Genomic DNA, 13,040 nt, shown 5'->3' with positions numbered 1-13,040 from the left:
GAAAGCTATACGCAAGAAGCCACTACGAAACCAACGATCGCGTTAGATCGTTATGTTGGAAGACTGATGTTTGTTTTTGAAAGACCCATTTTCTGCAAGCTAAGAAATATCAAGCCCCCGAAAGATAAAGGAAAATTCAGTATCTTTCGGGGGCTTTCTCTGCAGTTCAGAAGAAAAATTCAGAGGCGGTATTTGCTTTTTACATTCTGGCGTCTTTTTTTATCTACCCGTATTTTATCTACCCGTATTCGCTGTCCGTTTATAACGGTGCGGGAGAGACTGTTTTTGAACTATGTCTGGGCGCCATCATTATTTGCGCGGCGCTGACAGGTTTTACAAAGTGGAAAAAGTGCAGAATGCTTCGCGCAGATGGGGTGCGTGCAGGCAATGGGATTCTGGCCCATCCGACCAATGAGGCGGTCGAACAGCTCACAAAACGGATCGAGAAAAATGGACTTTTCGCGCTTCCGGTCGACTGGAATACGATTCGACTGATCTGGGCTTTTGTGTACGCCAGTCCGGAAGTGAGCGAAGAGCGAAAAAATGCCCTTCTGGAGCAGCTGCATCGAAGAGACTGAAGGCCGGTTCTGGAGGAGCATAAGAGGAAAAAGACATTTTTCATCCTATTTTCAGAAATCTCTTTCGCATTTACAAAACGGTTTCAAAAAAGGTCTATTGTAAGGACCATAGATAGAGGTCGCAGATCTGACCGTTTCTGTTCGAGCCGGCGGGCGTCTGAGAACAGAAAAGAGCACATCTGCCGAACTGAAAGGCGGGCACGCCTTAAGGTGGGCTGTTTCGAGAAGATCGGACAGACTGTCTGCATACTTATGCAGGAGAGCTATCGGGCGGTCATAGGCATGTACCGGCGGAGAACTCTTCGCCGTTTTTTCATGGAGAAAAGACGGCACAGTGTAAGAATTCTGTTCGATGCATGACTGGAGTCGGCCCCGACACAAGGAGAACGTTATGTTAAAAAAACTGCCGGAAGGATCCATTGTTGCTCTCATCACACCGTTTTCGGAAAACGGAAATGTAAATTTTGACAAGCTCAGAGAACTGATTGAATGGCATATCGCGCATAAAACCGATGGCATTCTCATTCTGGGCACCACAGGCGAATCCAGTACGATGACACACTGGGAAGACGACGATGTCGTTCGCGTCGCCATCGAACAGGCGGACGGCCGCATTCCGATTATTGTCGGCGCCGGAAGCAACGACTCCCATACGCAGCTGGAAAAATCGCTGAAATACGAACGCATGGGTGCGGATGCGCTTCTGCTCATTTCGCCCTACTACAATAAGGCCAACCGTCAGGGGCTGATCGACCACTTCAAGCTGAGTGCGGACAACGTCAACATTCCGATCATCCTCTATAACATTCCCGGCCGTACCGGCGTGAACATTCCGGTCGATGTCGTGGAAGAGCTCTCGCACCATCCGATGATTCAGGGCATTAAGGAAGCCAGCGGCAGCCTGTCCTACGCGATGAACATCGCGAAATTCGTCGGTGAAGATTTCAAGATGTATTCGGGAAACGACGACATCATCGTGCCAATGCTGTCGCTGGGCGCTTCGGGCGTCATCAGCGTTCTCGCGGATATTTTGCCGGAAGAAACGCACGATCTGGTCCGGGCGTTCCTGGATGGCGATGTGAAAAAATCCCTGGATCTGCAGCTGCGCTATCTTGATCTGATCCACAAGCTCTTTATTGAAGTCAATCCGATTCCGGTAAAGGAAGCTATGAACCTGATGGGCATGGGTGTCGGCGGATACCGTCTGCCGCTTTGCCCGATGGACGAAAAGAACCGCGAAGCGCTCGCCGCAAGCATGAAAGAGGCGGGTCTGTTATGAAAATCGCCGTTATCGGACAGGGACGCATGGGCTCCCTGCTAAAAGAAGAAGCCAAGCGCCGCGGTCATGACGTCGTCATGGGCGATTGCCTGGATCCGGATCGCGTACTGGCGGCCAGGGAGGATCTCGATCTGATCATCGATTTTTCCCATCCGAACAATCTGGATTTCATTCTGGAACAGGCCGCAAATCCCAGTACCGCTCTGGTTCTGGGAACGACCGGCTATACAGACGAACAGCTTGAGCGCATTGAAGACGAAGCGCAAACACGTCCGGTCTTCTTTTCGTCCAACTATTCGCTGGGAGTAGCCGTCCTCAAGGATCTGGCTGCGCGTGCAGCCGCTATTCTGGACTCGTGGGATAAGGAAATCGTTGAACTCCATCACAGCCAGAAAGCCGACGCGCCCAGCGGAACGGCGCTGTCTTTACTGGAAGCCATCGATCCGCAAAACGAATACGAACATGTCTTTGGCCGGCATGGAAAACCGGGTCCGCGCAAGAAGGAAATCGGCATTCACGCGCTGCGTGGCGGAAGCGCCGCCGGCGATCATGAAATTCTGTTTCTGGGCGATCAGGAAACGATTCGAATTTCCCACAGCGCGCAAAATCGTCAGATCTTTGTCAATGGCGCACTCGATGCTGCCGAATTCATGGAAAACAAACCGACCGGTCTGTATTCGATGAAAGAGCTGATCGGAGACCGTTCGTGAACGCGCAGGAAATCATTGAACGCATCGCGACCTCGGAAAAGAAATCCCCGGTCCGCGTCTACTACAAAGCCGCCAGAGAAATCGATTTTCCCGGCTGCCGTACGTTTGGAAACATCGTTTTTGGCGAATGGAAAACGATCGCGCCGATTTTGGAGGCCCATGCCGAAGAGCTGGAAGACTGCGTCGTGGAATTTGACCGGCGCAATTCGGCGATCCCGCTGCTGGACTTCAAGGAAATCGACGCGCGCATTGAACCGGGCGCGCTGATCCGCGAAGGGGTAACGATCGAAAAAAACGCTGTCATTATGATGGGTGCCATCCTGAACATTGGCGCAATCGTCGGTGAAGGAACGATGATCGACATGGGCGCCATTCTGGGCGGGCGTGCAACCGTCGGCGCGCACTGTCATATCGGTGCCGGCGCCGTTCTTGCCGGTGTAATTGAACCGGCAAGCGCCGTTCCGGTTGTCGTGGAAGACAACGTTCTGATCGGGGCCAACGCGGTCGTGATCGAAGGCGTACGCATCGGACACGATGCGGTTGTTGCCGCCGGGGCGATCGTCATTGAAGATGTCCCGCCGTATGCGGTCGTTGCCGGCTGCCCGGCTCGAATCATCAAGCAGAAAGATGAAAAGGCCGCCGCAAAAACGGCTCTGGTCGACGCCCTGCGCACTTTATAGCGATAGCGCTTTAGATTTAGAGGACGTTTGCGGAATAGAGAGCGTTTTGTCGCAGGCAAATCTTCCGTCATGTGACCTGGCTGCGTGAATTGGAAAAATCCCAGATCTTCAAATAAAAACCAGTAAGATTACGAAATAAGATTACGAAAACAAAAAGAAAACGAAGCGGCTTCAAAAGAGCGAACGACTTGGATGTCTGTCCCCGGCTTTCGAGAGCGCTTCGTTTTTTCTGTTCTTTGTTTATTCGTTTCCTGCTTTTTGGGATCAGTTGTCGGTGTCCGTGCCGGTTTCGCCCGCGTCTTTGGAAAGGAAGTCCTGAATGACGCCGAGGAAGGCTTTTCCATACCGTTCGAACTTGATCTGGCCGACCCCGTTGATGGCCATGAATTCGTCTTCGGAAAGCGGCATTTCCCGTGCCATCGCCATGAGCGTGGCATCCGAGAAAATGATATACGGCGGAAGACCGCGGGCTTTGGCTAGATCCAGTCGCTTCTGTCGGAGCCGGTCAAAGAGAGCGGTATCGAACGCGTCGGCAGAATCGCCAGGGGAAGAGAGGGAAGAGGCAATTGAACGCGAAGTATTCGAAAGTGCGGACCGGCTGGCGGAACGGTTTGTGCCCGTCCGCGAGCCTTCCGGCAGGGAGTGCCGTTTGGGACGGCGCATCGTAATCAGTGTGCCCTTTTTTAAATCTTCGCGGAGTTTACGGCTGCCGTAAATGACCTGCCAGCGATCGGATGAGCGCTGCAGATAGCCTTTCATGATCAGACTTTCGAGAAGCGAGGCAATCTGCTCTTTCGACAGATTTTTCAGACTGCCGTAGCCTTCGACGTGATCGAGATACGCTTCCCGGATTTTTTTCGTACTGGCGCCGGCAAGAAAATCGCGCACGGTATTGAGACCGTAGGCGCGGGGCATCGCGTCGATCGCCTTGGAAATTTTCGCCGCTTCCTGGGAAATGTCTTCGTCTTCCCATTCGCCTTTGCAGTTGGAACAGTTGTCGCAGGTGCCCGCAGACGTTTCGCCAAAATAGGAAAGAATGGTCGCGCGCAGGCAGGCGGTCGTCTTGCAGTAGTCGACCATCTGGTTCAGACGGTGCAGATCGCGCCGCTCCTGATCGGGATTGTCTTCGTTGGAGCGTTCAATCAGAAACTTGCTGACCATGATGTCGGCCGGCGCGAACAGTAAAATGCATTCCGCCGGAGCGCCGTCGCGTCCGGCACGGCCCGCTTCCTGATAGTAGTTTTCAAGCGACTGGGGCAGGGAATAGTGAATGACAAAGCGCACGTTCGACTTGTTGATGCCCATGCCAAACGCGGAGGTCGCCGCAATGAGCGGAACCCTGTCAAACTGGAAATCGTCCTGGTTGCGGGAGCGTTCCGTATCATCGAGTCCGGCATGATAGCGGGTGCATGGGAAGCCGGCTTCGCAGAGCGCCTGCGCGACTTCTTCGGTTTCCTTGCGTGTCTGGCAGTAGATGATGCCGCTCTGGCCGGGATGCTCCTCAAGATAATCCTGGATGGCTCTCATCTTGTCGCGGGGCTGCTGCACTTCAAAATACAGGTTTGGCCGGTCAAAACCGGTGACGAGAAGTTTTGGATCCTTCAGATTTAACATGTGAAGGATATCGTCCTTGACCGGTCCGGTGGCTGTGGCGGTAAACGCCGCGAGAATCGGGCGTTTCGGCAGCTTCTGCGCGAATTCGGCAATGTCGAGATAGCTGGGACGGAAGTTCTGGCCCCACTGCGACACGCAGTGCGCTTCATCGACCGCGATCATGGAAATGTTCATCGACTGCGCAAAGTTTAAAAAGGCGGGCGTTAACAGACGTTCCGGTGCCACATAAATGATTTTGTAGCGGCCCTGCGAAGCGAAATAGAGGGCTTTGCGATACTGGCCGGAATTGAGCGAGCTGTTCAGAAACGCGGCGGGAATGCCGGCCTGGTTCAGCGCGGCAACCTGGTCTTTCATCAGCGAGATCAGCGGCGAAATGACCAGCGTGATTCCCGGAAGAAAAACCGCCGGGATCTGGTAGCACACCGACTTGCCTGCGCCGGTCGGCATAATGCCCAGCACATCGCGGCCGTCTAAGAGCGCGCAGATCAGATCGATCTGTCCCGGACGGAATTCGTCATAGCCATAATATTTTTTCAGCGCCTTATGAATCGGCGGATAGGTACGGTTGTTCATGGTCTTCCGATATTGTGACAACGAAAGATGAACCTTTCAAGTCCGGCCCCGGAAGCCTGCCGTCGACAGACGGCTTCGGCTTTACACGAGGCGAAAAAAAGGGCAGATTCAAGCGGATGGACGCAGGAAAGGGCACACAGACTTTCCAGAAAATCAGCACTCTTTTCTTGTGCTACAATCAAGCAGAAAACGGGAGGCGAAAACATGAAACAGGGTTTTGATAATAATGAATATTTGAAAATTCAGTCCGATCAGATTCGAAAGCGGATTGATTCTTTTGGAGGCAAGCTGTACCTCGAATTCGGAGGAAAGCTTTTTGATGATTTTCACGCGAGCCGCGTTCTGCCGGGATTCCAGCCGGATTCCAAGCTGCAGATGCTGCTGGAATTAAAGGATGAAGCCGAAGTGGTCATCGCCATTTCCGCCAAGGATATTGAAGCGGCGAAAATCCGTGAGGACCTGCAGATTTCCTACGATCAGGACGTTCTTCGTCTGATTGAAGAGTTCCAGAAAGCCGGCCTTTTTGTCAGCTCGGTCGTAATTACCCAGTATTCCGGACAGAAGAGTGCCCAGAAACTGAAACGCCAGCTGCACAAGAAAAACATCAAGGTGTACTACCACTATGTAATTGAAGGCTATCCAACGGATACCCGCCACATTATTTCCAAGGACGGTTTTGGCAAGAACGACTACATCGAAACCGAGCGTCAGCTCGTTGTCGTTACGGCGCCAGGTCCCGGTTCGGGAAAAATGGCAACATGTCTTTCCCAGCTTTACCATGAAAACCAGCGCGGCATCAAAGCGGGCTACGCCAAGTTTGAAACGTTCCCGGTATGGTCGCTGCCGCTGAATCATCCGGTCAATGAAGCGTATGAAGCGGCGACTGCCGATCTCGATGACAAGAACATGATCGACCCGTTCCATTTCGAGGCGTACGGCAAAGTCGCCATCAACTACAACCGCGACATTGAAATTTTCCCGGTTCTCAAAAAGATGTTTGAAGAAATTTACGGCTCGTCTCCTTACAATTCCCCGACGGATATGGGCGTCAACATGGTCGGTTTCTGCATTTACGATGACCAGGCCGTGCGCGAAGCCGCTATTCAGGAAATTGTCCGCCGCTATTTTGCAAGCCGCACCCGCTTCCTGCTCGACGAATGCGGTCAGGATGAACTGCAGCGTCAGGAAATGCTTCTGCAGAAATGCCAGATCACGCCGGAAGACCGCAAATGCGTCAAAGCCGCCCGTGACCGTGCTGCCGTTCGTAAAGTGCCCTGCGGCGCTCTGGAGCTGGATGACGGCACAATGATCGGCTCAGCCAATAACGATTTCATGGGTCCGTCCGCCGGTCTGGTGATGAACGCCATTAAGAAACTGGCCGGTATTGAAGATTCCCACCTGCTCATTGAACCGGAAGCCTTCCGCCCAATCCAGAATCTCAAAACCGAATACATGGGTTCCATCAACCCGCGCCTTCACACGTTTGAAACGCTGATCGCCCTGTCGCTCTCGGCTCAGAACAATCCGGAAGCCGCCATGGCGCTCGAACAGCTGCCCAAGCTGCGCGCAACCCAGGCGCACATCTGCGGCGATCTGGCCGATACGGATCTGAACACCTACAATTCGCTGGGCATTCAGGTTACCTACGAACCGCAGAAGCGCTAGAACCATCCCGATATTTCTGAATCGATTTCGATCGGTTCTCCGATTTTACACACACTCAAGCCGATCCGTCCCTGCGCCGGACCGGCTTTGTCTTTGGCCTCTGGTTGAATCGGGTAAAAGGCTTAGTTAAAATGAAAACAGAATCTGGACGTTTTCAGCGAATTTGAGCACCTGTATGATCGGCTGATGCGTTTCGTCCACGAGAAAAAGAAAGAGAGAAAGAAAATGGCTAAGAAAGTATCTCTGACCGCAGCCAATGCGGTTCGCAATATTCTGAAAAATAAGGAAGATTTCAAGGCGGAGCTTCGCTCTGAAGAAAAAGACGGCGAAAGAACCGTCTACGTCTTCGACGTCTTTTATGGAGACGCGATCGGTACGTTTACCATCGCCAGAGAAAATGATGAAATTCCGGTAGCGGTTCTGAACTTCTCCATGGGCAAGATTTTCTCCAAAGTCAACGACACCAATATTGAAAAGCTGGCCGCCTATGTCCTCGACACCGCGCTTTAATCTCACGCTGCGCGCCGTCGTCTCCACACGCGATGAAGAGCTGGCGCAGAGTGTCATCGCTTGTCTCAGGGAAGACGTTCCGCAGCTTAGCTGCTCGCCGTTTCGTGAAGAAACGTCGCTTGAAAACTGTCTGGAGTTCATGGGCAGTGCCGAAATCACATCAGAACAGAAAGAGCGCATTCTTGCGCGCTGGGATAACGACTGGGACAGCGAAGAAGAGCGAAACGGTACCGAAAATTACTGGGCGTACGCCTTCAATACGAAAATGTTCGATCCGCTTCTTTACTATCTCGAACTGGAGCTTCGCCCGCTTCACAAATAAAGCAATATCTCTTTAACCAAAAAACTGGATGGCCTCTGCATACGCTGCAGAACCATCCAGTTTTTGATTTTTAGATAGGCCTGAGAAACCGTCTTTGTTAAAGGACGGATCGATCGGCTTCGTGCTGTTCGCACTCGAGTGAGTGAAACGTATCTTCCAGCGCGTCGATCAGCTTTTCCGGAGAGAAGCTCCAGGGCGATCTGGCGGCTCTGGCGCTTTCGTTATGAATCCAGGCCCCAAGAACGGCTGCCTGGTCGGGCTTGAGTCCGGCGGAAAGCAGACCGCTGATGATGCCGCAGAGCGCATCGCCGCTTCCGCCCTTGGCCAGTGCGGAGTCGGGACGATGAATCACAAAGTGCGAATTCTGGGAGCAGACGAGCGTGAAATCCGATTTGAGCACGAGCGTCACTTGCGGATGCTTCGCGCAGAAGTCCTGCGCGAGCGTCAGCGGATCGCTTTCTACCTGTTCAAGCGGGGCGTGAACGAGACGCGCAAATTCCATCAGATGGGGCGTGAGAATAATCGGTTCGTCATGCGCGTCCAGCCATTGAATGTGGTTATCCAGAGAAAGGATATTGATCGCGTCCGCGTCGAGAACACACGGCCTGTCGGCTTTGAGAACTTCCTGGACGACTTCCTGCGCACCCAGACCGGTGCCCATGCCATTGCCGGCGCCGATCACATCGCAGCGATCGATTGCCGTTGAAAGCAGCTTGGCGGAGCCGGGCGCAAACCAGCCTTCCGCATCCTGATCGGCCCGTAAAATCATGGCCAGATCCATTTTGGCGGCAATGGCTTTCGCGGCGTCTTTGGGGGTAAACAGGGTGAGCGTACCGCATCCGCTTGAAAACGCGGCTTTGGCGCTCATGCAAAGCGCCCCCTGCATGCGCGCACTGCCGCCGCAGAGCAGCAGCTTGCCAAACGTACCCTTGTGGGAAAAATTCGAACGACGGGGGAGATATTCAAGCGCGTCCTTGCGGGTGAACAGCTTTGGCTCGGCGGCTTTTTCGTGCAGAAAGGCGGGAATGCCGATGTCGGCGATTTCGATCGATCCGGCATGGGCCGGTCCGTTGTTTAAAAGCAGACCCCACTTGAGGCAGTCCAGCGCAACGGTTAAATCCGCCCGAATGGCACTGCCGAGAACTTTGCCTGTCGTGCCGTCGATGCCCGAGGGGACATCGATGGAAACGATCGGCGTTTTCGCTTTGTTCAGCAGATTCACGTAGTCGCAAAACGGTGCCTGCAGCGTCCGGTTGAGTCCGTTTCCAAACAGGGCATCGACCAGAAGATCCGCATGCTCTGCTTCCTCTTTTAACGTGTTGAGAAGCGGGACGATCTGAGAGGGAAGACGATCGAGTCCATAAGCCGCAAAGGCACCCTCTGAATTTTCGCCTGAATTCCTGTCCAGAGTCTTCAGATTCTCCAGAGTTTCCTTGTCTGAATTGTCTGCGTCGTCTGGTTTTTCTGCGTCCGTCTTTGCTCCGGCGTCAAAGCGCCAGAGCTGGCCTTTTCTTTCGAGCGCCTTGTTTACAAAGAGACACGTCAGACTGCAGGCGTTGCTTATGGCCAGCTCGGCGAGTGCCTGCAGCTGGATTTTTCCATCGCCCGAGAGTGTATCGAGGTTAACGAAGACGCGAACCGCGCGATTTTGAAGCAGCAGAATCCGGGCGCAGGCCAGACCGTCGGCGCCGTTGTTTCCCGGACCGCACACAATCAGAATGCGTTTTGCGTCCTTGGAAAAATCTTGCTTCTGTATGGATCGACAGACGCTCTGGGCGGCGTTTTCCATCAAAATGAGGGATGGAATTTTCAGGCCGTCGATCGCCTGATGATCGGCCTCGCGGGCCTGCCTGGCCGTGGCGACATACTGGGTAATCAAGGGGCTCATCCTCCTTTAGCTTCCATAAATTCTACCGGTATCTCTATGTTATAATGGCAAGCTGAAAGGAGACACATCCTATGTCCAAAGAGAATAAACATTCAACCGCTTCCGTGGCGAAAAAATCGATCATCGCTGGCGGCCTGATCGGCACCGGCGGCTTTTTTATTGCGAAAGCGATTGGCCTGCTCTATTCCGTTCCTTTTTCGACTATCCTCGGCAGCGACGCCTTAATGTCGTACTACGGTTCGGCTTACCGAATCTACAGCTACCTGCTCAACGTCTTTACCGCAGGAGCACCGATGGCGATTGCCACTATGGTCGCCAAATATATTACGCGCAAGAACAGCCGCACCGTTCTGGCGGTTCAGCGCATGTCCGTTCTGTTCATGGCTCTGCTTGGCTTTTTAGGCATGGTCATCATGTTTGCGCTCTCAAGCGTGCTCGGTCCGCTGATGGCCGACGGTACGCAGGACGGCGCCCAGGTGATGACTCAGGTTCTGGCCATATTGTCCATCGCCATATTTTTTGTTCCGCTGCTCAGCGCCTATCGCGGCTTTGTGCAGGGATGCAAGGAGATGGAGGAATACGCCTTTTCCCAGGCGTTTGAACAGATCTTCCGCGTCGGCTTCCTGCTTGGTGTCGGCTGTCTGCTCGTTTACGTCTTCCATTTTTCTACCGTATATGCGCTGTACGCGGCTGTTTTATCGACGTCCGTAGCGGCCGTTGCGGGTCTGATTCAGATCATGCACTTTTCCAAAGGGCTTCAGGGCCAGCTTCGCCGTTCGGCGAAAACCGAAAATACGAGAGCCGTACCCCTTCGCCCGCTCTTTAAGGAATTCATTCTGATCTGCATTCCGTATCTGCTCTTTGCGGTCATCGGTTACGCCAACGACATTTACGACGCAGTTCTGCTTCCGACGGGCCTGCGCATGTCGAGCTATACGGCTGCCCAGATTCAGACGATGACGTCGGCGGCCAACTACGTCGGCATCAAGCTGACTGCGATTCCGATGATTCTTTCTCCAGGCTTCGTGGCGGCGATCATTCCGCACATCACGTCCGCTCTGGAAATGAAGGACTACAGGACGGTGCGCAAGGATATCCTCGACTGCATCAATATCGTTCTGTATATCGCGCTCTTTCTCAGCTTCTGCATTTTCGCCTACGCCGGCCCGCTCTTCTACTCGCTCTATTTCACAAGCGACTTGCCTTTAGCGACGCAAAGCGTGCGCTGGATTGCGATCGAAGGCTTTTTCGGCACGATCACGCCGGTCATTTCCTCGATGATGATGGCCTGCCGCATGCGCAGGAAACTGCTGAAGCAGATGCTTATTTCCGCAGTGATCAAAGGCATTATCATGGTACCGATGGTCATGCTGATGGGAATCGCGGGCGCGGTGATTTCGTCCGTGATCTGCTTTTCCTACATTATTTTCTATTCGCTCAATCAGATGACAAAGGCGTACGGCGTTCGCTTCCGCTCCACCCTGAAGCTGCTCGTGCAGACGTCCATCTGTCTGCTTGCGACGAGTCTGGTGATCTGGCTTCTCAGCCTGATGGGCTGCGGTGCAACGACCGGCTCGAAACTGATGTGCTTTCTGACGATGTGTGTCAGCGGCATTGTCGCCTGCATCGTCTTCTTCGGTATGTCTCTGTATTTCCGCATTCCCCAGCATCTCTTTCATATCCGGTTTAAACGGCCGGCAAGGAGGGTGTAATCATGTATGACGTTTTAGTGGTCGGCGGCGGTCATGCCGGCATTGAAGCCGCGGCGGCGGCAGCCCGCATGGGACAGAAAACCATCCTGGTCACAAACGATATTTCCATGATCGGCTCGATGCCCTGCAATCCCTCGGTCGGCGGTCCGGCCAAGGGCATCGTCGTTCGCGAAATCGACGCCTTTGGCGGTCTGATGCCAAGAGCAGCCGACCAGACGGCTCTGCAGTTTAAAATGCTGAACACGAAAAAAGGACCGGGCGTGCAGTGCCTGCGCGTACAGTCCGACCGCGACGAATACCGCCGCTGGATGCGCGAAGCGCTGATAGCCCAGGATAACCTGGAAATTCTCGAACAGCGCGCGGCGCGCATTTTGCTCGAAGGCCATCGCGTCATCGGCATCGAATGCGAAGACGACACGCAGATTCTTTCGCGTACCGTCATTCTGACCGCCGGTACCGGCATGCGCTCGACCATTTTGCGCGGCCATACCGCGACCGTCAGCGGCGCGGATGGCATGCCGACCAACTCGACGCTTTCGCAGTCTCTGGCCGACGCCGGTCTCGATCTGATCCGTCTGAAAACCGGAACCCCTCCGCGCGTTGTCTATTCGAGCGTGGATCTCTCGCAGGCGGCCATTCAGCAGGGAACGGATGAATTCATCACGTTCTCCGATACGACTACGCCAGATGAAGTGCTGCCCTTTGATCAGCAGCTGCCCTGCTACCTGATTTACACCACGCCAGAAACGCACGAAATCATTCGGGACCATCTGCAGGATTCTGCCATGTATTCCGGTCTGGTCACCGGTACAGGTCCCCGCTACTGCCCGAGCATTGAAGACAAGCTCGTACGCTTTGCGGACCGTCCCCGCCATCAGCTCTTTCTCGAACCGGAGCGCGCTGCGTATGATACGTTTTACATCCAGGGATTTTCCACATCCATGCCCGAAGACGTGCAGGGACAGATGGTTCGCTCGCTGCCTGGCATGAAAGACGTCGAAATCCTCAAATACGCCTACGCGATTGAATACGATGCCGTCGATCCGCTGCAGATGAAGCCTTCGCTGGAAAACAAGAAAATTGAAAATCTGTTTACCGCCGGCCAGGTCAACGGAACGTCCGGCTACGAAGAAGCGGCCGGTCAGGGTCTGATGGCCGGCATTAACGCCGCCCTCAAAAACCAGGGGAAGGAACCAATCGTGCTGGGCCGGGATCAGGCGTACATCGGCGTCATGATTGACGACCTGACGACCAAAGGCACGAAGGAGCCGTACCGTCTGCTCACCTCGCGTGCGGAATACCGTCTGCTGCTGCGCCATGACAACGCTCCGCGGCGTCTGTGTGAAATCGCCCATGCCTGCGGCGCCCTCAGCGACGAACGCTACGAAGCGTTCCTCAAGAGTCAGGACGAAGAGAAAAAGGTTCTCGAAGATCTGGCCGCAACCCGCATTAAGCCGGATGAAAAAATCAACGCCGTTCTGGAAGCGGCTGATGCCGGTTCTCTTGAAC

Annotated in this window: 12 protein-coding genes; 10 read left to right on the top strand and 2 right to left on the bottom strand. The window is 54.0% G+C overall.

Annotated elements, in window-relative coordinates; all coding sequences use genetic code 11:
* The 5 genes from ACLUYS_RS06885 to dapD all read left to right on the top strand — a co-directional run.
* Positions 1-327, top strand: a 327-nt coding sequence (locus ACLUYS_RS06885) for a hypothetical protein (RefSeq protein ID WP_412659452.1), incomplete at its 5' end; no start/stop codon positions are given.
* A 29-nt stretch (positions 328-356) separates the two neighbouring features.
* Positions 357-578, top strand: coding sequence for a hypothetical protein (locus ACLUYS_RS06880; RefSeq protein ID WP_230267282.1), 222 nt, complete (start codon positions 357-359; stop codon positions 576-578).
* A gap of 391 nt (positions 579-969) precedes the next feature.
* A complete protein-coding gene (dapA, locus tag ACLUYS_RS06875) occupies positions 970-1,857 on the top strand; it encodes a 4-hydroxy-tetrahydrodipicolinate synthase (RefSeq protein WP_288340504.1) in 888 nt (295 codons plus the stop codon).
* Positions 1,854-2,567 (top strand): 4-hydroxy-tetrahydrodipicolinate reductase, encoded by a 714-nt coding sequence (gene dapB / locus ACLUYS_RS06870; RefSeq protein ID WP_288876678.1) that lies wholly within the window; start codon positions 1,854-1,856, stop codon positions 2,565-2,567. Before dapA ends, dapB begins: the two co-directional genes overlap by 4 nt.
* Positions 2,564-3,247: a 2,3,4,5-tetrahydropyridine-2,6-dicarboxylate N-acetyltransferase gene (gene dapD / locus ACLUYS_RS06865; RefSeq protein ID WP_230267279.1), complete on the top strand. Its 684-nt coding sequence runs from the start codon at positions 2,564-2,566 to the stop codon at positions 3,245-3,247. The genes dapB and dapD overlap by 4 nt, the downstream gene beginning before the upstream one ends.
* A gap of 264 nt (positions 3,248-3,511) precedes the next feature.
* Here the strand turns inward: dapD and recQ are convergent, their stop codons facing one another.
* Positions 3,512-5,434, bottom strand: coding sequence for a DNA helicase RecQ (recQ, locus tag ACLUYS_RS06860; protein WP_412659451.1), 1,923 nt, complete (start codon positions 5,432-5,434; stop codon positions 3,512-3,514).
* 204 nt (positions 5,435-5,638) lie between these two features.
* On the opposite strand from recQ, the gene ACLUYS_RS06855 reads away from it, so the two are divergent.
* The 3 genes from ACLUYS_RS06855 (at position 5,639) to ACLUYS_RS06845 (ending at position 7,931) form a co-directional block, all read left to right on the top strand.
* Positions 5,639-7,099: a DUF1846 domain-containing protein gene (locus ACLUYS_RS06855; RefSeq protein WP_412659450.1), complete on the top strand. Its 1,461-nt coding sequence runs from the start codon at positions 5,639-5,641 to the stop codon at positions 7,097-7,099.
* A 225-nt stretch (positions 7,100-7,324) separates the two neighbouring features.
* Positions 7,325-7,609, top strand: a complete 285-nt coding sequence (locus ACLUYS_RS06850) for a hypothetical protein (RefSeq protein WP_230267276.1) — start codon at positions 7,325-7,327, stop codon at positions 7,607-7,609.
* Positions 7,587-7,931: a hypothetical protein gene (locus ACLUYS_RS06845; RefSeq protein ID WP_412659449.1), complete on the top strand. Its 345-nt coding sequence runs from the start codon at positions 7,587-7,589 to the stop codon at positions 7,929-7,931. The genes ACLUYS_RS06850 and ACLUYS_RS06845 overlap by 23 nt, the downstream gene beginning before the upstream one ends.
* A 97-nt stretch (positions 7,932-8,028) precedes the next feature.
* Here the strand turns inward: ACLUYS_RS06845 and ACLUYS_RS06840 are convergent, their stop codons facing one another.
* Positions 8,029-9,810, bottom strand: a complete 1,782-nt coding sequence (locus ACLUYS_RS06840; RefSeq protein WP_412659448.1) for an NAD(P)H-hydrate dehydratase — start codon at positions 9,808-9,810, stop codon at positions 8,029-8,031.
* An 80-nt stretch (positions 9,811-9,890) separates the two neighbouring features.
* Between ACLUYS_RS06840 and ACLUYS_RS06835 the strand changes: the two genes are divergently transcribed.
* The gene (locus ACLUYS_RS06835; protein WP_230267273.1) at positions 9,891-11,531 is read left to right on the top strand and encodes a polysaccharide biosynthesis C-terminal domain-containing protein; all 1,641 of its coding nucleotides are present in this window, start codon (positions 9,891-9,893) and stop codon (positions 11,529-11,531) included.
* 2 nt (positions 11,532-11,533) lie between these two features.
* Positions 11,534-13,040, top strand: a 1,507-nt coding sequence (gene mnmG / locus ACLUYS_RS06830; protein ID WP_412659447.1) for a tRNA uridine-5-carboxymethylaminomethyl(34) synthesis enzyme MnmG, incomplete at its 3' end; no start/stop codon positions are given.

The sequence above is a fragment of the Allobaculum sp. genome, from assembly GCF_047010065.1.
Classification (GTDB): Bacteria; Bacillota_I; Bacilli_A; order Erysipelotrichales; family Erysipelotrichaceae; genus Allobaculum; species Allobaculum fili.
Note: the sequence above shows the minus strand (reverse complement) of the source record. Positions and strands in the feature narration are given on the sequence as shown.

Excerpts from the sequence above, each read along its gene's own strand:
- ACLUYS_RS06835 (WP_230267273.1), top strand. The coding sequence starts at position 9,891 with ATGTCCAAAGAGAATAAACATTCAACCGCTTCCGTGGCGAAAAAATCG.
- ACLUYS_RS06855 (WP_412659450.1), top strand. The coding sequence starts at position 5,639 with ATGAAACAGGGTTTTGATAATAATGAATATTTGAAAATTCAGTCCGAT.
- recQ (WP_412659451.1), bottom strand. The coding sequence starts at position 5,434 with ATGAACAACCGTACCTATCCGCCGATTCATAAGGCGCTGAAAAAATAT.
- dapB (WP_288876678.1), top strand. The coding sequence starts at position 1,854 with ATGAAAATCGCCGTTATCGGACAGGGACGCATGGGCTCCCTGCTAAAA.
- dapA (WP_288340504.1), top strand. The coding sequence starts at position 970 with ATGTTAAAAAAACTGCCGGAAGGATCCATTGTTGCTCTCATCACACCG.
- ACLUYS_RS06845 (WP_412659449.1), top strand. The coding sequence starts at position 7,587 with ATGTCCTCGACACCGCGCTTTAATCTCACGCTGCGCGCCGTCGTCTCC.
- ACLUYS_RS06850 (WP_230267276.1), top strand. The coding sequence starts at position 7,325 with ATGGCTAAGAAAGTATCTCTGACCGCAGCCAATGCGGTTCGCAATATT.
- ACLUYS_RS06880 (WP_230267282.1), top strand. The coding sequence starts at position 357 with ATGCTTCGCGCAGATGGGGTGCGTGCAGGCAATGGGATTCTGGCCCAT.